The organism is Elusimicrobiota bacterium (assembly GCA_041658405.1).
Classification (GTDB): domain Bacteria; phylum Elusimicrobiota; class UBA5214; order JBBAAG01; family JBBAAG01; genus JBBAAG01.
This window is the reverse complement of the sequence record JBBAAG010000052.1, coordinates 1-21,957: the sequence shown is the minus strand read 5'-3', so window position 1 is coordinate 21,957 and position 21,957 is coordinate 1. Positions and strand designations below refer to the sequence as shown.

Genomic DNA, 21,957 nt, shown 5'->3' with positions numbered 1-21,957 from the left:
ACCCAGCCACGAGTTTATCCGTATCTTCTTCAAGATGCAACAGCGTTGCGCCAATTTTACCATTACACACACCGCACCAGTTATTAATATTTTCTTTTTTATTCCACCAATAACTTTGAGGATTTTCGATGTACGGATTAAGTACACGGGTATAGATTTCATGTGTTACGCGTTCGTGTATTTCCGCGGGTATTACAGTATCAAGTAAACGCAAAATTTCCGCAAGCATCAACGAAGTTTCTGTTGCAGCAAGGTCAATCCCGATATTCTTATGCGCCGGCAGAACCCATACTGTTTCTTCGCAGATGCTCCACAGGTAATCATTAATACGATCACCGAGATCGTTACGCCCGCCAAACACTGTATGTACAACCATTGCCGCTAACCTTGAGCGTTTAAGAAAATACGGATCCTGATACCCGTTACGCGTACCTTTAACCTCAAATTCGCGATACAGTGTATACGGCATCAATGGAATATTTTCTAGGCCGTTAAGAATATCCGCTGTCATATTCAACACATTAGAAGTACCCGGCAGTCGTTTTGCAGCATCCACGGTTTTTATATCGGGATTAAGTTCTTCGAATATATCTCTTCGGTTGTATGATCTTAAAAACACTTCTTTATTAAACAAAACCGCCTCATTTCCCGGAGAAAAAGTTTTTGTATATTCTATAGTATTCAGTATCCCTGTACTCAACTGTTTTTACAGGTACGTGGTCATAACTCAATATCTTCGCTCCTTCATATGACAGGATTAACGGCGAGTGCGTGGCAATAATGAACTGAGTATTCCCGGAAGCAATACTTTTACGGATAACCCCGAGTAATTCCAACTGTTTTTTTGGGGATAACGCGGTTTCTGGTTCATCAAGAAAATGTACTCCCTTGATTTTGTAGCGGTTAACAAAAAATGCCATATTACACTGCCCATGCGATTTTGTTACCAACGACTCCCCGCCGTAATGTTTCAACATCCCGGGGTCAGAGATTGCCCAATCGTCTACCATCCGCGCGTAGGTTGCGAAATTTTCGGATGAGAAAAATGAACCCTTAACAGGTAAACCTATCCATTTAATATTGATATATTTATGCAGCATACCGGCGTACTTATTATACTTAAACACCTTATGCTGCGCGTCTTCCCACAGATGCACACCAACCTTTTGCGCGATTGCACGCAGGACCGTAGATTTACCGGTACCGTTTTCCCCGATAAAAAATGTTACACCCGGGGAAAAATCAATTATTTTTGTTTTCCTCAGAAGGCCGACGTTGAACGGGTACGCGTCAACATCCGGGAATTTGGAATTATTAACCTCAACTTCTTTTATAAACACATTTACAATACTGTTTTCTTTTTACTAAAACACATTGCTGCGTGATGAAGTTCCGGTAAAAACCGAGACGTTAAATAATTTTTTATCCATATCGCAGGGATTAATCCAATATACGCAGATGTAAATAGTACCGCTAAAGCTTTACGTTTCTCAAGCGTGTTTTTCAATCTAAGTAAACGTTCTTTGTGTTTATGAATATCAATGCGGCCGGGTTCGCCTGCGAGCATCGCAAGATACGTGAGGCAAAAGAAACACGATGCCATCGTGGAACGCCATTTTGCCATTTCTTCAGACGCGTGACGGCATCGCAAGTATATTGAAGCAATGTTTTTCCCGGCAAAACCTTTGCTTACGAACCCTTTCACTTTTTCGACATCGTCTTTTTTATACTTCCCATCCCACATAATCTTGCTTGTAAGCGCTAACGATGCTAAGCACGATTCGTTTGTTTCACATGGTACGATAAATGTTGAGTATCTCGCCCATCCTGTCGCTACTATTCCGGTAAAGTTGTGTTTCTTTACCAATTTTGTCCATGAAAGCATGTTTTCTGCATGCACATGTTCATGAGTTACGTCTGCAAACGGCCCAATTGCCCCGCGATACGCACCTGCACCCCATAACGTTACCCCGCCTTTTTTGAATAGTTCAAACATTTCAGGTTTTATCCTGCTATACACCTCGCCTTGGTATGTCCATGCCATGAGGTCAGCTTTTTTCGCAATCTTTTTTACATCCGCTACTGTCCAGTGGCGCATCATATCGTCCCACAATATCGGGCGGACACCTTTTGAGATAGCATAATCTAATGCCGGGGTAAGTTGTTTAAGATACAATTCACCTTTCCCATACTTCTTTACAAACGCTTTACATTGGGGACACGTGCCTAACGACCATGCTTCATCACCGCCGATATGGAAATACTTTATCCGTCCCTCATGCGTCCTTAAAACATCACGGACAAGGTCAACAACAACTTCCTGTGCGCCTTTTTTACAGGGACAGATTTCGCTTACAATATCCGGCATCTCACGCATATGCCTGAATTTAGGTTTTGACAATACAGTCTCTAAATGCCCGTAGGACTGTACTAGCGGTATAACTTCGATCCCGTTTTTTTCTGCGCGTGAGAGAAAAGTGTCCACTTCTTTTTCGGTGTACGCAGTAGAATTCCGGAATTCGGGATGCAGTTTCCAAGGGTACATATCTTCCCACTCAATTAACACGCAGTTAAGGCGTAATTCTTTAAAATAATCTAGTAACCGCAAAAACTGTGTTTCCGTAGGCGGCATACCTTTTAGGTCAAGATGTACCCCACGGATTTTGGTAACGGGCTTCTTGTTTTCAAATAGTTTCATTTAGTCTCCTTATAAAATATTACCACTCTTCAAAATGTTCGAGTATTGTTTTTACCTGATTAATAAACTCCGCGCCGTATGCGCCGTCAATCACGCGGTGGTCCGCGGAAAGGTTTAACTTCATCATCTTACGGATAATCATCGCACCGTTATCTACTACCAGCTTATCCTTAATCGCACCAACTGCAAGGATACCGACTTGCGGAGGATTTATAATTGCGGAAAAACTTTCAATACCGTACATACCGAGGTTTGTTATTGTAAATGTCCCGCTGGACATCTCCGCGGGAGTTACCTTCATAGCTTTCGCACGGGTAACCGCTGCCACGCGTTCCTGTGCAAGTTCGGAAATACTTTTGTTATCCGCGTTTGGTATCACCGGGACAATCAGTCCGTCGGGTAATGCCACAGCAAAGCCAATATTAATATTGCCGTACTGTATAATTTTATCACCTTGCCATGCGCTGTTCATCAAAGGGTAGCAGCGGATAGATAATGCTACGGCTTTGGTAATAAAATCGCTAACTGTAATTTTTACTGTCGGGAAGTCGTTCATCAATGCAGTACGTTTTATCATCACAGATGTCATATCGACTGCGGTTAGAAGATAGTAATGCGGGATTTCTGACTTACTTTTTGTTAACCTCTGAGCTATAGTTTTGCGCATAGGGGATAACGCAATATCTTTCGCTTCGATTCCTGCAGGAATATTAATCACAACTTTTTTTACTAAACCACCTGATTGGCCTGCAGCGTTGATAACGTCGTGTTTTACAATACGTCCCATAGGGCCTGACCCGCGGAGAGAGGTTATATCCACACCTCTGTCATTAGCGAGTTTACGTGCAAGCGGGGAAATACGCACCCGTTTGTTTTTACCACTTTTTTTTTCAGGAGTTTCAGTTTTTATTGGCATCACAGGGACTGGAGCAGACTCTTTTACCGGCGCTGATACCGGTATTGGTACGGGAACCTCTGAGGGAGTTTCAATCTTTGGCAGAGGTTCATCCATTTTATCCGCAAGATAGCCGATAACGGATAGAACCGGAACATTATCAGTTTTATCCGGGACAATGATTTTACGCAGTATCCCGGATTGCAGAGCTTCAACCTCAAACGTTGCTTTATCCGTACTTACTTCCAGCAACACATCGTCTTTTTTAATCTTATCACCTTCACGTTTTTTCCAGCCAATAAGCTTACCGGTTTCCATAGTTTCACCGAGCTTCGGCATTTTTATCGGGGTAATCATAAAAGTTCCCTCACTGCTTTCACGATATCATTTTTCTGCGGGATTGCTAACGCTTCGAGTACCGGGCTTTTTGGCATCGGTACATCCGCGCCGTTGAGCCTCGCGATTGGCGCGTCAAGATAATCAAACGCGTGCTCTATAATCTGCATCGCAACTTCCGCGCTGGTAGAGCCTGTCTTCGTTTCTTCAGATACGATAAGCACGCGGTTAGTTTTCTTTACCGACTCAACAATAGTTTCGATATCCAACGGCAGTATTGTGCGGAGGTCGACAATTTCGACATTAACATTTTCTTGTTCCAACTCTTTCGCCGCTTCCATTGCACGTAGCACAGCGCGGGAATGCGCGATTATCGTAACGTCCTCACCTTTACGTTTAATATCCGCTTTACCGATGGGGATAACATAATCGTCCCCGACCTCCGGCACTTGACCTTTTGTGTTATACAACATCTTGTGTTCAATAAACATTACAGGATTATCTTCCCGGATCGCGGATTTTAGTAACCCTTTTGCGTCGTACGGCGTTGCCGGCATAACAACTTTTATCCCGGGAATATGCATAAACCATGCTTCCAGGCTTTGCGAATGATGCGCGCCAAGAGTACGCCCTGCCCCGCCTTCCGTTCGGATGACCATCGGAACTTTACACTTACCACCGAACATATACCGTATCTTTGCAACCTGGTTATTAAGCTGGTCCATCGCAATACCCATAAAGTCGACGTACATAATCTCAACCACCGGCCGCATGCCGGTCATCGCAGCACCGAGGCCTGCGCCGACAATCGCGGCTTCGGAAATCGCGCTGTCCCGCACGCGTTCCTCCCCATACTTTTCGTATAATCCGCGGGTAACGCCGTACGCACCGCCGTAGATTGCAACGTCTTCGCCCATGACAAATATTGTTTTGTCACGCGCCATTTCTTCGTTCAACGCTTCGTTAATCGCTTGCCAGTACATAATTTCGCGCATTTTTTATATCATCCTTTTCAATAATTTTTTGTCATTAACCACAACATTATTACGCGTACAAATCGTCGTAAAGTTCTTCCGGCCGCGGTAACGGGCTATCAACGGCGAACTTTACTGCCGCGTCGATTTCCGCGCGTACATCAGCGTCCAGCGTCTCAACTTCTTTTTGTGTCAACACTTTTGACGCCACACATTTTTTGCCGAATAATATAATAGGATCGCGTTCCTTCCAATACTTTTCCTCGTCCCTGGTACGGTACGCACGTGGATCACTGCGTGAATGCCCGTAGTACCGGTATGTGTTTGCGACAACAAGAGCCGGGCCGTTACCTTCCCTTGAGTATTTTGCCCATTTTGATACCATCTCTCGGACAGCTTCTACGTCCTGCCCGTCACAACAATCCGACGGCATATCATACGACGCTGCGCGTTTGGTAAGATCCTGTACCGCGCATGCGCGTTTAAGCGATACTGACATCCCGTATAGATTGTTTTCACAAACAAACACTAACGGCAGTTTCCACGTGCCCGCCATATTTGCGCATTCATGGAAAAGGCCCTGGTTAATCGCACCGTCACCAAAGAAACATAACACTACTTTCCCGGTTTTCTGCATCTGCTGCGCCAATGCCGCGCCGGTTGCGATACCAAACCCGCCGCCAACAACGCCGTTCGCTCCTAAGTTTCCAGTTGATAAGTCCGCGAGATGCAATGACCCGCCTTTGCCTTTACAACAGCCCGTAGATTTACCAAGAATTTCTGCCATAAGTTCCGGGAGTTTTCCGCCTTTCGCAAGGCAATGCCCGTGTCCACGGTGTGTACTTGTAATCAAATCATCCGGGTTTATTGCCGCCATCGCGCCAACCGCCACAGCTTCCTCCCCGGCGTATAGGTGTGACCCGCCTTCCGCAATGTTTTGCGCTAACAGGTCCATAATCTTATCTTCGAACTGCCGAATCTGCATCATTTGTTTGAGATAAAACAACGCAGTGTTTTTTTTAATTGAATTTGTTGTCATTAATAATTAATTCCTTCCCTTTTAACTTATTCTTAAACAATTACTATCTTTTTATACATTTTAACAACATCACGGGGGTTACACAATCCTGGTGTTGAGGATATCACAGATGCTGCGCTTACTGCCGTGGCAAACCGTACTGCTATCATAAAACTCATATCATGCGTCAACGCATAAGCAAACCCCGCAACTAGCGAATCCCCAAGCCCGACATTAGTCCTCTGCGCTTTTATCACCGGAGGTTTCGCAGTAATAAATTTTTTTCCGTTGTATACTAACAACCCTTTTTCCGCCATACTAACAACCACTAATTTCACACCTTTCCTATGGATACCCTCGCATACACGGCGCAGGTGCTCCGGGGTACGGATTGTCTTACCAACAAAACTTTCAAGTTCAGATAGGTTAGGTTTTATCATATACGGTTTTGCGGAGATACAATCCCGCAAAGTTTTCCCGCCAGCATCAAGGATTGTCAGTACCCCATATCTATTCGCTAATTTGATAAGACCGGCATAATATTTTTCAGTAATCCCTGGTAAAAGCTTACCGGTGAACACCACACAACCAGCACGGGGAAGCAGGTGCACAAACTTTTTGCGGAAACCGGTAATCCCTGTATTGTCAATTTTCAACCCGGGTTCAAGCACACGCGTAAACTTCCAATTTTTTGTATCCACAACCGTAACATTAGTCCGTGTTTCTTCCGTACAAAAATAAAAATCATGAGGTAATTTTTCGGTATCCAGTTTATGTTTAATAAACATTCCGGATGTCCCTCCAAGAATACCGGTCGCTAATGTTTTCCCGCCTAGCGCTTTCACTGCACGGGAAACGTTCAACCCTTTACCCCCCGCGGTGTTAGACACGCATTCCGCACGGTGGTCAGTATTAACCTTAAACCCATTAACATAAAGAAACTTGTCAACCGCAGGGTTTAGTGTAACAGTAAGTATTAACTTTTCTTTTTTCATGCTCTCCAATTATGTCTTAGATCAACGTTTTATCGAGATGCTCAATCTCTTTCTCGCAAGACCATTCATCCGGTACTTCATACGGTTTATCCATCTTTGTGTGCGGATACACAATAGCTTTACCATCAATCTTCCCTTGTTTCATGAGTTCAAGAAACTTAACTGCATGCGTTAAATCACCAACTAACCGTATCTGTGTCCCTAACCTTATACTCCCCTGATTCACAAGATCCAGTACTTTAACGGTATCACCCCAGTTACCACCGCTGGAACCCGTGATTATCATCTCAGAATAATGCACTTTTCGGAGATCAATCCCAACCACATGCTCCCCTACTTTTAACCCGCCAAACGTATTAACCACACTCCCGCGCCCAGCTAAACCAAAAACGTTTTCCTGTGCACGCGCACTGCCTGTAGCATCAATAATATCATCCGCAAAGTTTTGACCCGTGATTTTGTAAACAGTATTCGCGATATCCGGTGTTATAAGTTCGCAATGAAGAGCAACACCCATTTTTTTTGCTTGTGACGACAACCGTGATGTTATCCACTCAAACCGGTTTGGGTTGATATCAAACACAAAAAGGTGTTTTGGTGAGTATGACATTGCAACTTCCGCGTGTAACCGTCCCATAACACCTGCACCAAAAACTGCGGTAACACCATTTTTGAGTAACCCTTTTACAGCTACGCGTTCACCGGTTGACGGGTTGAATATCAAATGCACATGATGATCCTGAGCTGATACACAACAGGAAACTGGTTCGGATAATGATACTTCGTAATACCCCAATGTCTGTGAAGGTAATTTTACTAAACAATTAGACTCAATCACTTCTTCCATTATCAGCATATACTCCGATAGATGACCGCCAAGTGTATACCCAACCGCTGTTTTATTCATAGTTTCAACATTACGATAAAACTCGCGGTGGTTAATCGGTGCATGATCAACTGCCGGCTGGACACACAGTTTTTCACCGATTTGATATTTATTCTGCAGGTTCTGCCCGACTTTAACTACAGTCAATGATCCTTCATCACCAAGGATCACAGGATGACTCTCAATCGGCCATCCGTTGATATACGTATGCTCCTTACCCTGGGCAAGGATTTTCAGGGTGGACGTACAGATCGTGCATGCATCCACACGAACCAGCAGCTGGTTTGTATTGGGATACGGTACGTCCAATTCAAGAATTTTAAGGTTCTCCAGCCCGGGTTCTTTCATAGCAACCGCTTTCATTTTTTTGGGTATCACATAATCTTCCCCAATATTTTTGTACTTTTCAAACCGTGGATAGTTCACTTTTTCGTTCCTTCTTTCTCATAACCTTTTTACTGTATTCATTAAACTGTTATTATACATTTTTTATGAAACCTATTTCTTCACTGCTTTCAATACACTCTTAACCGCAGTTTTAACAAATGCTTCACCGATTGAAGGTGAAAATATACTATTTGATGCTTCATATCCGCCTTCCGCAAAAGCTTCTTTTGTGGGCATATATCCCTGGAGTTCTCCATTGGATAATGCTATGACATAGGCTTTACCATACTTTTTTACACGTTTTTTTACTTCCAACGAGTACTCCACAAAAAATTCACCTGGGAATGTAATAAACAAATATTGTCCCACCCTTACCACCATAACTTCACCCGGTGCGATTGTTGATAGGCGTTTTTTTACAATACCTTTTGCACTGATTCTCGCGAGGGACAACGTTTCCTCCGCGCCGAACCAGTCCACTTCGGCGGTACGCACAACGCCGTGCGGCGCGTTTTCTGCGCGGAGACGGTCAAGTTTTGCGTGGGCCGCTTCGAGTTTTGCCTGGGCAGCTTTTACTGTCATAAACTTTTTGAGTTTTAACGGCACACCGGCCGATACTGCTGACACCGTAAGTGCTGACGTATACTCGCAGCTACATACGGTTTTCACTGCTTTAACAATCCTGTCGCCCAAAATATAACCCACCCGTTTCGCTTCATCAAACGTGTTGGACTTCGCGAAATACCGCGGGGATTGATTACCCTCGGGTCCTGTGTGGTATACCACAACAACATCGCGGCCCAGCACCGAGTTCATCCTCATCCGTGTATACCCCGGAAAGTCGGACGAATATTTTGTGCTGTCCTCATGCAAAATTGTCGGGTGCATACAGTATATTATCATTACCCCAAATACTTTCTTAGTCACTATATCCCTTGCAATAACCACCGGTACTTCAGGGTCAGTTATCCCGCCTTTAATCCTGCGGTTGCCCCCAACGCCGGTACCGTCGGCAACGGTTACCGCAAGTTCTGCCGGTATACGAGTTTTGTATGCTTTGATGATAGCCTCCGCTGTTTTGTTGACCAGCTCGTCGACATACTGTTTATCTTCCTTTGGCACCTGCGGGTCAATCATGTTGGAAAGCATATAGACCGTCATCGGGCCGGAATGCGTGTGTGTTGCCGCAATGTTGATATTTGACGCAGGAATACCGGTACGGCGGGTAACGATTTCGCGTACTCTCGCAGCAATGTTTTTGGTAATAAAAATAATATCAACAGAACAAAAAATGACTGTCTGATGGAAAAGATCGCTAATCGCTATTACTGATGCGTATAACGGATCATTCACACCTGTACTGTACCGTTTAACATGAGGATACCCAAACAAAAAAAGCGATTTGTCCGGCGTAACATCAACTTTCGCAACACCTATCGCTAAATCTCCCGGCATCATGTCCATTTGTTTCTCCTTGCTAAAACCCCAAATTGCAGAAAATATTTACGCCAAAACTCTTCTGATGTGTTATACTCATTTTGTCCACAAAAAAAGTCGTTCAAAGCTTCTTTTATACGCAAAACTTCTTTTAAACGCTCACGGTTTTTTGGGTCGCTGATAGTAAGTTCTATCAACTCAATAGCGCGGCGATAACACGATTCCTGATGTTCTTTATCTTTTTTAGCACGCCAATTAAGCGCGCGGCTGACCTCGCTGCCAGCATTTGCTAACTGAGTTACTAGTGTAAATTCATGCCAACGATTCATCGTTCTACCTTGACTGTTACTATTTTCAAAATACTTTTTCTAACTTCTTCACTCTCAACTCCGCGAGTTTTATTACCACAGGCAGGACGAATGTTTATCAACGAGTCAAACTCAACAAATTCTTCTCCGGCAACACCGGGATATAAGTTTATTCCCCACAAATTTTCTTGTTTTGAACCATCCTGTATTAAATAAGCTTCAATATCAGAATGAAGTTCAGCGTCTATGGCAATCACTTCGCGCCCAACATCTACTACTGCTTTCACCATATCGCCAAACGTTGATTTCGCAATTTCTGCAAGTTCAGATTCTGCTATTTTAGTTTCAATTATTTTCATAAACTTGTTAATGTCCTTCCCAAAATGTACTTTAGCGTATTATTGGTTATATTTTATATTTCAATTATACCATGATAACATAACCAACAAAATTCAGTAATTTATTTTATCACTGCTATTTTACCTGCAATTTTTTGATTTTGCTGATTTGAAACAACATAGAAATATATACCACTAGCCACTTTTTCATGAGAATGGTTTGTTAAGTCCCACTCAGCTTTGCCATCATTATCATTTTCTATTATTACATCAACTACTTCGCCAGAAATGTTATATAGAGTAATATCGATATTGTTAGTTAAATTCAAAAAGTATATCTTAGAATCACCTTGGTTATACTTACACGGATTTGGGTAAGCTAAAACGCTACCCAAATGTGAGGCAGCTTTTTGTACTAAAAGTGCGAACTTGCTTAAATGCGTCGTTTGCGCTACAACCTTATTTTCATTAACATACACCGTAGACGGCAATACTTTCCATGTACTATTGGTTTCATCATACGAACCTATGGCAACGTTTGATTCATCAAGTTGTTGTACATCGCTATCACTATATTTAATATCCAATGTAACTTCTTTTTGAGGTTGCAGGTTGTTGCTTGTTTGAATATCAAAGCCAACATTTAATGCTTTTATACTAGGCTGTAAATATGATATTGGTGGATTAAAAGTAGATACATTGACTGTAGTATCAACAGAAAATGAATTTACCGGGAAAGTTATCTTAATTTCACAAGATTTTGACATTACTACTATCGTATCATCGACCACACCAGTACTATATACCACCTTATTAAATGCAGTTGGATACAAGGTTATATTCTGATTCACAAAATAACTTTGAACGGAAATATCTTTCGGTGGGTCAGATTCATATCCCGTAGCAGTTGCTTGCAAAGCATATGTACCTACTGGAAAATCGTCGACATTATAATATCCCAAAATATCAGTGATGCATACTGCTTTTGTGCTGTTGTTTACAAATATTACACTTGCTTTGTTTATTGGAGTTCCGTAACAATCTTTTACATATCCATCAACTTTTGCAAACATATATCCGTCGCCATCTGTTGTGTTTAATACCGCACCTCCACAACAAATCCATCCCGTTTTGTTATCAACAAAATTAATTGATGTTTTAAAATAACTACGCTCAAAATCCCCAATTCGTTTGCACCATGATTTACCGCCGTTTACACTTCTCAACACTTTGTTCTCAGTAGTTACCCATCCAACATATTCATTAATAAAAAACAAATCTTGTACTTGCCCAAAATCACTCGATGTATATTTTGTCCACGATATACCGCCATTATCTGTATATAAAACAAACCCTTCTGAACCCACCCAGCCTTTTGATTCTGTTAAGAAAAATACTGAATAATAATCGTTAGTATAACCACTTTCTAATTTTACCCATGAAGTACCACTATCATTTGTTTTATATATATTCCCACTATTACCTACTGCAAACCCAATGCTGTCATTTATAAAATATACATCATGAAAAAAACATCCAAAATTATGATTCTTTAGTATAGTCCCATCGACTGACAATTTACATATTTCCTCACCGACTGCAATATAGTATTGTGAAATGACAGGAAATATTTCCTGAAAAGTCAGATTATTGGATTGATTACGGTTCCAAGAAATGCCGCCATCAGATGTATAAAAAAGATCTGCGCCTGATCCAGTAGCCATTCCATTTTCTTTATCCGCAAAGCCGATACTTAATAATATATTGGTCGTATCCGGTATCAAGACATTCTGCCATATTTTGCCGCCGTTGACGGTTTTTTGGATATAACTTTTTTCAATTAACGGATCGTACCACCCTACAACAAAACCTGTACTTTTATTTAAAAACCATGAATCAAAAGGAAAAGCTTTACCCCCTAAATCTTTTTCAACCCAGGTCAAACCATAATCTGTTGTCTTCTTAAGGACTGGCATTGTTAAACTATCATAAAAACGTTGACCAAGCGTATATCCGATTCCTGAATCATTCATTTTATAATCAAGCATTAAGTTATCTGGGGCTGTACTAACATACAAATATTGCCAAAACATCCCGCTATCAGTAGTTTTCACAATAGCGCTAAAGTTTTCTACTGAAATTAATGCAAACCCTGTTGATTGATTAATAAAATATGGCTTTTGTAAATAATTATAAATCATGCTATTCGTTGTAGAATACACATCCCAAGAATATCCACCGTCAGTCGTTTTATATATCTCATACTGCCCTGTTAACCAACCTGTGGAACTGTTAACAAAAAACATACCACCCGCATGAAGGTTTTCACAAATTTTAGAATAATACATTCCGGAATTTTCATATTTATACAAGTCCCCACTTAATAACATCCACCCAGTTTGATCATTCAAAGCATAAATTGAACGAAAATTAGGAAAATAGCTATCCCATGTCTTCCCCCCGTCAAATGTCTTCTGATTCCCATTTTCTCCCCAAATCCAGCCAAGTGAAGAATTGGCAAAAAAGAGTGTTTTGTAAACAACAGTATTCCCATCGTTTCTTACCAGTTTCCAACTATTTCCTCCGTCATCAGTTCGATAAGTTTTGTTTCCTGTAATATATCCCATGTTCTGGTCTAGAAATTGCAAATCTGTCACAACCACATCTGATGGAATGTTAATCCTTGTCCAGCTATCACCACCGTCCGATGTTTGTAAAATTGCTCCCAATATACCACCAATAAAACCTGTATTATTATCAATAAAGTGCATAGTTCCTAAATAGGGGATCATATTAAAATAAGATTGCTGAACTTTCCAACCCGCAAAAGAACTTACTGGTAAAATTAGTAACATACAACTGATAATAATTAAACAATGTTTTTTATTGATACAGTCTACCCCTGATTAATATACGGGTGTATTTCATGATGTCCATTTATTTTCTATTTCCCAAAAATGTACTTCACTGTATTTATTGTAGAAATTTGTTTTATCAAATTTAGCCCAAGCAAATTTAACAAATCAACTTCCTCGTTGTACCCACAACGCAGAGCGAGCCCGCTGATTTTACCCTGTGCCGTATAATTTTGTTGAATAAAATAATAATACGGAGTATCCGTCCCCCAGATAAACAGGTTGGAGTATGACTCCACAAGTTTTTTCATTACATCAATAGGATTATGATAATCAGCCTTGAAAATATCACATTCCCGTGCAACTGCCATATGTTTGTTTACTGCAAGCTCGCAGTGTATGATAAACGCAGATAAATCTATCCATACATTGGATAACTTAGCAGCGCGGTCTATTGCGTGGCGGTCAAACCGCGCGGTATGCGCAATACAAACGCGTATCTCAGGATTCCGTTCCGCAAATGAAAGAATATCCCCGACGTATGACCATGGATCAACTTCTTTCCTAGCTGAAGAATGAAAAGTTACGGGTAAACCGTATTTCTTCATCAGGTTAAGTATAGGCTTACCTTTATTCTCCAACCCGCGAATGTATGAGTGTATATAAAACGGTATCGTTTTCAATCCAAACACAGGGTATTGTTTCATTAACCGTTCAATATTCTCCACTTGTTTTTCAGCTTCGCGTTCCGGGTCGAATAACAAAAACGGTACTACGCGATGGGCGTACTCCGGGAACGTAACATATATTTCTCTCAATAAATTAACGTTCTCAACTTCATACGGGAACCGTGATACCCGGCGGTCAAGTGTTATCTTAGGAGTTGGTTTACACTGCGCAGCGTAGTACGCGGAATCAAACCCAAAAACTATTGCATATGCAATGTTTAAAACATCCATCCGCACGATTAAATCCTCAAAATTCATACAGTAGGGATATGCACCCTGTGCATAATTACGTAACGATATCCCGATATGCGTATGCGCGTCAATGATGCCGGGTTTCCGAAGGAAAAGAGAACGTATAAACTCCTTCTTTTTATTTACCGGCAAAGTCGGGGATAACACATATTTTATCGGGAGCATTCCACCTTTTTTCTTCACGTTAGCTCAATACCCCTTATTCCAGTCAGGTTTAATATCTTCCGCAATAGTTTCTGATACCAACACGTCAGTACGTAATGTTTGGCAGATAGATTCCGGCACTAGCGGCGTTACCGGCCCGTGCATTGCCAACCGCGCAATCATACGCTGCCACGCAGTACGGGTGTTATGTACGGAGATAGAAAATGTTTGGATTCTATGTTTCGCACTGACAGCTTCATTTGGCCCTATGGTTGCAGCACGGGGCGGTACTGCTGAAAGATCGCCGCTCATACCAAAACTTCCATGCAACGAATTTTGTGCTATCGTAAACGGGCTGAGGGTTACAATCTTAGGCCCAAGTTTTTTCCATTGCGCTAACGTATACTTATTCCCATCATACTCCGGGGAGTCAGGGTCAATGAACGCAAGATGCCCTGTCCATCCCGGCCCGCTGAGGCAGAGGTCTGCACCGCCGTGGTCCGCTATCATCTTACCGTAAAACTTAATATTTTTATCCATCGGCCCAAAACACTGTTTCTCCAGCGGGCGGAGTTTGGAGTTAAGGTTAGCATAAAAATATTTTTTAAACGCATACATAAACCCAAACGGCCATGACTCAGGTGCTGTACGGCCATTTTCATCCGCGTATTCATCCATATTAAATGTATACAACTTCCTGCAGTCAACTTTGTACTGGTTAATAAGATACGCGAGCTGGGCATACATAGGGTTCGGGTTGGGTGTGATAAGCACAAATTCCCGCCCAGCCTCCAGTGCTTCACGTAAATACTTGAATACCAGCGATACCCATATAAACGGTACAACTGCGTCAGGATAAACTTTTATCCGGTAGTCCGGGTTACTATGTTTTTCGATATCCGCGCGTTTAACCGCGCGTACACGCGCAATTGCTCCGGTATCACGGAACGGTACATGCAATGACGGTTTAAACTTAAAACTTGTTTGTTTCATACTATCTCCTTAAACTATCTGAAATCCCGTTATATATTTGACATTATACCACTAATGTATTTGAATAAATCTTTGCAGCGCCTATCAGTGCAGAATCCCTCTGACCCGCTGCTACTACAATATCATACGGTAATGTTTCACGTAAGATGTTTATCCATACTTCCGACCTAGTTGCACCTCCGGAAACATATAGCTTACTTATATTCACACAGTGGCTAATTTCACGGAGATGACACTTTACGCGGTTAATAAAATGGTGTATCAACAGTTCTCCGGCAATATAAGGATTTGTTCTCATACCATCGAATACAACGGTATCACCCACAATTTTTATTATATCCCCGCTGCTATCGCTATGCGGCAATCCCGGATGTTTACCATAAAACATCCGGTACACATCGTTATACGATAATTCCGGGAAATACGTATTCTTGAATTTATCAATTACGCTTCCAAACTGTGATTCCAGGGATATAACAAAATACTTGTCATCGATAGGGCTAACCCCTATAATCTGGGTTTCCCCAACCTCGTTTAACGGTTGAGGGGTAAGAGTGTAAACCACCATTGCGGTACCGAAGTTTATGCTTACATCACCCACATGCGTAACACCCGCTCCGGAAGCGGAAGATGACTGGTCATTACCGCAGTAATAAACTAACGGAATAGATTTTAACCCCAATTTTTGAGCAACACTTTGTTTTACAGGAAACCCTTTCCCGCATGCGGGATATAATAACGGCACCTGCGGTTGTTTTAGCCCAAGTATTTTTAAAACTTTACGGTTAAACTTTTTTGTGCGGATATCCATTATCCCGGACATCCCAAAATTTGTGTAGTCCGTATAAAACTTCCTGGTTAATTGATACCCAATGTATTCGTTGATATGCGGAAAAAACATTGTTTTTTTAAATAATTGCGGGTAGTTACGTTTCAGCCACATAAGTTTTGAAATGTATAACACAGGTTTTGGGGAGTCAAACCCGGCACTTAGACAAAAGTCAGGAAGTTTTTCATTGAGTATAACACTCTCATCCTCCGCACGGGAGTCAAGCCATACTATACCGCCGGATAACGGATTAAACTTTTTATCTACTGGCGCAAACGTTTGTGCCTGGCTGGTTAGCAATACCGCCTCAACTTTCGCTTCAATACGGTTAGCTTCTTTAACAACTTTTTTTAATACACGCGCGGCGTATGCCCAACACCTGGTAAAATCAACTTCACACCGTTCTTCTTTGGGACAAGAAATCTTAAACTGTTCTGTCGCAGAATAGATAAGTTTATTTCCATCAACTTTTACAATCCCGCATTTATACGCGCTGGTGCCTATATCAAGAACAAGGACTGTATTTACATTCTTACGTATGTTTTTACCCACGGTAATATCGTGTCTATTACAATTCCACACGCATACCACGGGTATGGGATTCCACTGCAGCAGTTAATACCATATGGCTTAACACAGTTTCTTCGGGTAAAACATTCTTAAACGGATGCGTAGATCCGCCGTCACAAAACTCCTGGATAAACGCAGCGATCATCTGCTGGAACGCGTCAGAGAAGCCAAACTCAAAAATCCCGCCGGTGATTGACGGTATATACGACTGTGAACCAAGGTCGATACGGGTCCATCCCTGCTCTTTCCCTTTGGTCTCAAGAAAATCAAACGCACGGGGATCGTGTGTTGAAAACTTAGCGGAACCCTGAGTACCATACACTTCGATAAACCACGTATTTGTTGCCCCGGGTGCCATACGTTTTGTTTCTAGTACCAAACTAAACGTTTTATTATTATCTTCATCAACACATTTGCAGGTAACAACCGCATTATCCCAGGTTTTACAGGGAACCATTTTACCTTTTACATCAGGGCGTTCATTAACAACTTTCTGTAGGTCTGCAGATACGGTCTTGGGTATCCACCCCAACCGGAACGGTATATGCTGAGTATGCAACCCAAGATCGCCAAGACAGCCGTACTCACCATTAATTTCTACCATACGTTTCCAGTTGATTGGTTTTTTGATATCCATATCACTGGAATGATGGAACCCGGACCGTACTTCAATCAACTGCCCATACTGTTTCTCGCGGGCCCATTCGTATAACCGTTTTGCTCCGGGAAAATACGGGAATTCTGAACTACACCGCACAACCACCCCGGGATTCGCGTTGACCGCGTTTATAATGTTGAAGTTAGCTTTTTTATCTATACCAAACGGTTTCTCACCAAGTAAGTGTTTCTTTGCATTAATAACATCAATATAAATTTTTTCGTGAAGATTATGCGGTACCGCACAATAAATCGCATCAACTTTGTGTGTATCCAAAAGATCTATATATTTGTCAGTCACAACCTCAACTGTTGGAACATTATGCTGGAACCACTCAACTGCCTGAGGGTTACGGTCACATACACCTGTAACTACGGGTATTGGCCCGGTATCCTGTAAATGGCACCACCGCGCTACGGAGGACGCGAACTCGCGGCCCATTAAGCCTAACCCGATAATCCCGAACTTAACCTTTTTACGTTTCATTGTACCGTTACACCCCCCACCTCTTACTTTGTGTACCCAAACTCTTTTTCTACTTCAAAAATCGCTTCTTCAATAATATCCAACCCTTTATCCGCAACTTCGTTATCCATAACGATCGGCGGGGATAACCGCAAGATATGCCCTGCTGGGATCCACGCTAACCCTTTCCGGAAAGCTTTTTGGTAGATAAGTTTTCCCGCTTCATTAAACGGCTCTTTAGTTTTCTTATCCTTAATCAATTCAATCCCTAGCAAACACCCTCTCCCGCGTACTTCACCAACTATATGATGTGTTTTCTCAATTTTTTTCAACCGTTTAAGTATATATTTCCCGAGATCCAACGATTTTTGTAATAAGTTCTCTTCTTCAATAACTTCGATTGATGCTAATGCCGCTGCACAGGCCATAGGATTACCGCCATAAGAACTTGATGCGCTTATGGATTCAAATAACCCGCCAAAATCTTCCCGCGCTACCATTGCGGTAACAGGGAATCCGTTACCAAACCCTTTACCCATAGTTACAATATCAGGAACGACATCCCAGTGGTTCATCGCTAACCATTTCCCTGTTCTTCCCATCGAAGTAAGAACTTCGTCGGCGTATAACAATATTTTTAGTTCATCACAGATCTTCCTAAGTTTTTGCATGAACCCGTCGGGAGGAATAACTGACCCGCCCCAGCCTTGGATAGGTTCAAGTATTATCCCAGCCATTGAACCCGACCCTTGCTGCTGGATAACAGTTTTTATAAAGTCAGCGCAGTACAATCCGCAATCAGGATATTTCATTTTGAACGGGCAGCGGTAACAATACGGACGCGGAGCAAGGAAAAACCCGGGTGCCCTCAATCCTGACCCTTTGGTCATCAACGCACAGGAGGTTGCGCCTAAAGTTTTACCATGAAAATCGTTATAGAACGACATAACTTCATACTTCCCGGTTGCCGCGCGGAGCACACGGAGGCCGGCTTCCACCGCAGCAGTACCGCTATCATAAAACTGCATGCAGGTAAGCCCTTTCGGTAATATGGATGCCAATTTTTCTACGAGTTTCATCTTAATGGGTGTAGAAAAATCGTGGGCATTCATCAGCAATCCCGCATATTTTTGCACTTGTTCCGTAATCTTTGGATGGCAATGCCCTAGTGTTGTAACGTATATTCCCGAAGAAAAGTCGATGTAGGTATTCCCGTCAACGTCGGTCAAAGTCACGCCTTTCCCCGACTCGAATACTACGGGGAAAAGTTTTACCTGCGAAGATAAGCCTTTGAAATACTTGGTAGTACGCTCGTGTACTTGTTTGGACTTCGGTCCCGGCGGGGTAACTTTTATGGTTGGAACTTTTGTTAAATCTACAGATGCCCAGGATTTAGACTTACTCATCTTTTTTACAACTCCTTTTATAGGCCTTCGTTGATACTAAAATACACATCTTTGTTTTTTAAACTATGTTACATTATATAATGTTGCAATAGTGTTTCACAATATCCAAAACTGCGGTGTACTACGTATAGAAAGGAATGTTATGGTGGTTGATAAGAAAAAGTTGAGGCAGGAATATAAAAACATACAGACAGTTAAAGGCGTTTTTGTCATTAAAAACAACAAAACCGGGAAGGTGTTGTTAGGCAGTTCGTTGAATATTGACGGCGCATTCAACCGCCACAGGTTTATGCTGAATCTAGGAAATCATAGAAATAAAGAATTGCAGAACGAGTGGACTGAGGGTGGCGGCGAACCGTCATTCACATTTGAAATCCTTGAAACTTTGAAACAAAAAGAGGATGTTGCGTACAACTATGACGAAGACTTATCAATTCTTGAACTCATGTGGATCGACAAATACCGTCCGTTTGCGGAAAAGTGTTATAACGAAAACGAAAAAATACGTACCGTATAATTTTTTTGTATAATATTATGATGTTATTATCATCCCGCGACTGTACTTACTATAGTTGCGGATAAGAAAAAGGAGAACCGATAAAAATGAAAAAAGTGTTATCCCTGGTTTTATCTTGTACTATGCTCTCTTTGGTATATATCCCCATCGCCTCCGCGGAAGAAACGTATTATAAAAATTCGTTAGGCGCAGGGGGCGGATTTGTTACCGGATACGGGCTCAGTTACCGCAAATGGTTCAACCCAACAATGGGTTTACAGGTAACCTTTGCTCCGTTTGTTGACAATACAACTATCACTAACAGTATAGGATTTACATTCCTAAAAAAGTTTATTGACACAAAAACCACCGGGCTTTTTATGTACGCAGGCTATCATAACTGGTATAACCAAAGAGAAGGTACGATTACAGAATACAATGATAAAGACAGTATACCAGTAACCTATACGGCGACCAATATATCAGTTAACAACAATTTCGGCGTTGGCCCCGGGCTAGAGGTAAAGATTGACGAGCATATAGTGATAGACCTAATGTTTGGCTATGCTGTGTATATCAACCACAACAACAACCGGGTCGGTAAAAATGATAGTATGTCGTTACAATTTACCGGTGAATGCGGGATTTATTACAACTTTTAAAACACTTTAAGGATCCATAAAAGATGCCAAAAATATTTTATAGTAAATTAACAAAAAAACAGTTAACCTCCCGCACAGGCGATATGCTGCAGTTCGGAGGTATACGTATCGCAGAACTTGCGGATGGACGTGAACGCGGGGTACGTATTGCTGATATCCGCACAGGTACGGGATTAAATTACACAGTCGTCCCTGACCGTGCAATGGATATTGCGTATGCCGAATACAAAGGTATGCCGTTATGCTATATTTCCCCCACTGGCATTACGCATCCGTCGTATTATAATCCCGCAGGGCTGGAATGGCTGTACTCCTATAATGTTGGATTATTAAACACCTGCGGGCTAACATACTTTGGCGCGCCGTGTACTGACAATGGACAACAACTAGGTATCCACGGGCGGTTAGGTAACACTCCTGCGCGTAATGTCGCCGTAAAAAATGAATGGGTTGGTGATGACTATAAATTTTCAATCACCGGTATAATGGTGGAAGCCGCAATATTTAATTCAAACCTCTGGATGACACGCAAAATCAGCGGAACTTTAGGCACCGCAAAAATTTTTATTGAAGACACCGTAGAAAACCGTGCGGATACGAAAAAAGAGTTTATGATGTTATACCACACAAACCTCGGATACCCACTGTTATCTGAAGAAAGTAAACTCATAATCCCATCGGTAAAAATTACTCCACGAGATGCTGAAGGTGCAAAAGGACTGAATACCTGGCAAAAAATGCATACACCCGTACGCGGGTATAAAGAACAGGTGTTTTATCATAAACTCCGCACCGCAAAAGACGGTACTGTACGTGTAGGGATTGAGAATAAACGGCTTGGTATACGGTTTTATATTAAGTACAACACTAGTCAACTACCGTGTTTTATACAATGGAAAATGCTGGGTGAAGGAACATATGTCCTAGGCCTTGAACCGGGAACAAATTTTGTGGAAGGCCGCGCAAAAGAACGCGCAGAGGGTAGGTTAAGATACCTTAAACCCGGCGAAAAACGTACGATTAACATTGAGTACGGGGTTGAAGAAATATGATTACAAAACAACAGTTTGTATCAGCACGGAAACGCGCATTGGTATACTTCAAAAACGCGGGGATTGTGTTAACAAAACCCGAACTCAACCGTATAGAAGTTGCAGACTTCGGGTTGAATGAACTTAACCAAACCGGGCTAGAACTTTTGGTTTATGTAAACACCACGCGCTGCTGCGCAAAAGAGCTGGTTTTATTCCCATATCAAACCTGCCCGGAACACCGTCATCCACCAATAAAAGGTGAACAGGGTAAAGAAGAAACGTTCCGTTGCCGTTGGGGTAAGGTTTATCTATACGTCCCGGGGAAAAAGGTTGTACGCCCAAAAGCAAGAATACCTAAGCACCGTGTGAAGTGTTATACAGCCTGGCATGAAGTTGTGTTAAACCCTGGGGAACAGTATACACTGAAACCAAACACGCTCCACTGGTTTCAAGCAGGGGATAAAGGCGCGGTAGTATCAGAATTTTCTACAAAAAGCAGGGATGAAGCCGATATTTTTACTGATCCTGAAATACAAAGGATTACTAAGGTAAAATAAGATGAAGAAAGCTGTACAGTTTGGTGCGGGTAATAT

General features: G+C 42.0%; 21 protein-coding genes. 4 read left to right on the top strand and 17 right to left on the bottom strand.

Annotation, left to right across the window (positions count from 1 at the left end):
- The 17 genes from WC955_09220 to WC955_09140 all read right to left on the bottom strand — a co-directional run.
- On the bottom strand, window positions 1–634 hold a 634-nt coding region (locus WC955_09220; GenBank protein MFA5859234.1), incomplete at its 3' end, for a hypothetical protein.
- 7 nt (window positions 635–641) lie between these two features.
- Window positions 642–1,340 carry an AAA family ATPase gene (locus WC955_09215; protein ID MFA5859233.1) on the bottom strand — a complete coding sequence of 233 codons (699 nt, stop codon included), beginning with the start codon at window positions 1,338–1,340 and terminating at the stop codon, window positions 642–644.
- 2 nt (window positions 1,341–1,342) lie between these two features.
- Window positions 1,343–2,698: a family 20 glycosylhydrolase gene (locus tag WC955_09210; protein MFA5859232.1), complete on the bottom strand. Its 1,356-nt coding sequence runs from the start codon at window positions 2,696–2,698 to the stop codon at window positions 1,343–1,345.
- Window positions 2,699–2,717: 19 nt separating this feature from the next.
- Window positions 2,718–3,950, bottom strand: a complete 1,233-nt coding sequence (locus tag WC955_09205; protein ID MFA5859231.1) for a dihydrolipoamide acetyltransferase family protein — start codon at window positions 3,948–3,950, stop codon at window positions 2,718–2,720.
- Window positions 3,947–4,924, bottom strand: a complete 978-nt coding sequence (locus WC955_09200) for an alpha-ketoacid dehydrogenase subunit beta (GenBank protein ID MFA5859230.1) — start codon at window positions 4,922–4,924, stop codon at window positions 3,947–3,949. The genes WC955_09205 and WC955_09200 overlap by 4 nt, the downstream gene beginning before the upstream one ends.
- 49 nt (window positions 4,925–4,973) lie before the next feature.
- Entirely contained in the window at window positions 4,974–5,942 is a 969-nt protein-coding gene (locus tag WC955_09195) for a thiamine pyrophosphate-dependent enzyme (GenBank protein ID MFA5859229.1), read from the bottom strand.
- A 32-nt stretch (window positions 5,943–5,974) separates the two neighbouring features.
- Window positions 5,975–6,916 carry a 1-phosphofructokinase family hexose kinase gene (locus WC955_09190; protein ID MFA5859228.1) on the bottom strand — a complete coding sequence of 314 codons (942 nt, stop codon included), beginning with the start codon at window positions 6,914–6,916 and terminating at the stop codon, window positions 5,975–5,977.
- A 16-nt stretch (window positions 6,917–6,932) separates the two neighbouring features.
- Window positions 6,933–8,228 carry an alcohol dehydrogenase catalytic domain-containing protein gene (locus WC955_09185; protein ID MFA5859227.1) on the bottom strand — a complete coding sequence of 432 codons (1,296 nt, stop codon included), beginning with the start codon at window positions 8,226–8,228 and terminating at the stop codon, window positions 6,933–6,935.
- Between the two features lie 72 nt (window positions 8,229–8,300).
- Entirely contained in the window at window positions 8,301–9,653 is a 1,353-nt protein-coding gene (locus WC955_09180; GenBank protein ID MFA5859226.1) for a neutral/alkaline non-lysosomal ceramidase N-terminal domain-containing protein, read from the bottom strand.
- Complete coding sequence (locus WC955_09175) at window positions 9,644–9,955, bottom strand: hypothetical protein (protein MFA5859225.1); 312 nt, start codon at window positions 9,953–9,955, stop codon at window positions 9,644–9,646. The genes WC955_09180 and WC955_09175 overlap by 10 nt, the downstream gene beginning before the upstream one ends.
- On the bottom strand, window positions 9,952–10,293 hold the full coding sequence (locus WC955_09170) for a DUF5674 family protein (GenBank protein ID MFA5859224.1): 342 nt from the start codon (window positions 10,291–10,293) through the stop codon (window positions 9,952–9,954). Before WC955_09170 ends, WC955_09175 begins: the two co-directional genes overlap by 4 nt.
- 101 nt (window positions 10,294–10,394) lie before the next feature.
- Window positions 10,395–13,127 carry a YCF48-related protein gene (locus tag WC955_09165; GenBank protein MFA5859223.1) on the bottom strand — a complete coding sequence of 911 codons (2,733 nt, stop codon included), beginning with the start codon at window positions 13,125–13,127 and terminating at the stop codon, window positions 10,395–10,397.
- 89 nt (window positions 13,128–13,216) lie between these two features.
- A complete protein-coding gene (locus tag WC955_09160; GenBank protein MFA5859222.1) occupies window positions 13,217–14,290 on the bottom strand; it encodes an amidohydrolase family protein in 1,074 nt (357 codons plus the stop codon).
- Between the two features lie 6 nt (window positions 14,291–14,296).
- A complete protein-coding gene (locus WC955_09155) occupies window positions 14,297–15,244 on the bottom strand; it encodes a hypothetical protein (GenBank protein MFA5859221.1) in 948 nt (315 codons plus the stop codon).
- 43 nt (window positions 15,245–15,287) lie between these two features.
- Window positions 15,288–16,625 carry an FGGY-family carbohydrate kinase gene (locus WC955_09150; GenBank protein ID MFA5859220.1) on the bottom strand — a complete coding sequence of 446 codons (1,338 nt, stop codon included), beginning with the start codon at window positions 16,623–16,625 and terminating at the stop codon, window positions 15,288–15,290.
- A 16-nt stretch (window positions 16,626–16,641) separates the two neighbouring features.
- Complete coding sequence (locus tag WC955_09145; protein MFA5859219.1) at window positions 16,642–17,787, bottom strand: Gfo/Idh/MocA family oxidoreductase; 1,146 nt, start codon at window positions 17,785–17,787, stop codon at window positions 16,642–16,644.
- A 23-nt stretch (window positions 17,788–17,810) separates the two neighbouring features.
- Window positions 17,811–19,172, bottom strand: coding sequence for an aspartate aminotransferase family protein (locus WC955_09140; GenBank protein ID MFA5859218.1), 1,362 nt, complete (start codon window positions 19,170–19,172; stop codon window positions 17,811–17,813).
- A gap of 142 nt (window positions 19,173–19,314) precedes the next feature.
- Here WC955_09140 and WC955_09135 point away from each other — a divergent pair, with 142 nt between their 5' ends.
- The 4 genes from WC955_09135 to WC955_09120 all read left to right on the top strand — a co-directional run bounded on the left by WC955_09135 (window position 19,315) and on the right by WC955_09120 (window position 21,921).
- Complete coding sequence (locus WC955_09135; GenBank protein ID MFA5859217.1) at window positions 19,315–19,689, top strand: GIY-YIG nuclease family protein; 375 nt, start codon at window positions 19,315–19,317, stop codon at window positions 19,687–19,689.
- An 86-nt stretch (window positions 19,690–19,775) separates the two neighbouring features.
- Complete coding sequence (locus tag WC955_09130) at window positions 19,776–20,330, top strand: hypothetical protein (protein MFA5859216.1); 555 nt, start codon at window positions 19,776–19,778, stop codon at window positions 20,328–20,330.
- Window positions 20,331–20,353: 23 nt separating this feature from the next.
- Window positions 20,354–21,382, top strand: a complete 1,029-nt coding sequence (locus WC955_09125; GenBank protein ID MFA5859215.1) for an aldose 1-epimerase family protein — start codon at window positions 20,354–20,356, stop codon at window positions 21,380–21,382.
- A complete protein-coding gene (locus tag WC955_09120; protein MFA5859214.1) occupies window positions 21,379–21,921 on the top strand; it encodes a D-lyxose/D-mannose family sugar isomerase in 543 nt (180 codons plus the stop codon). Before WC955_09125 ends, WC955_09120 begins: the two co-directional genes overlap by 4 nt.
- Window positions 21,922–21,957: the final 36 nt, after the last annotated feature.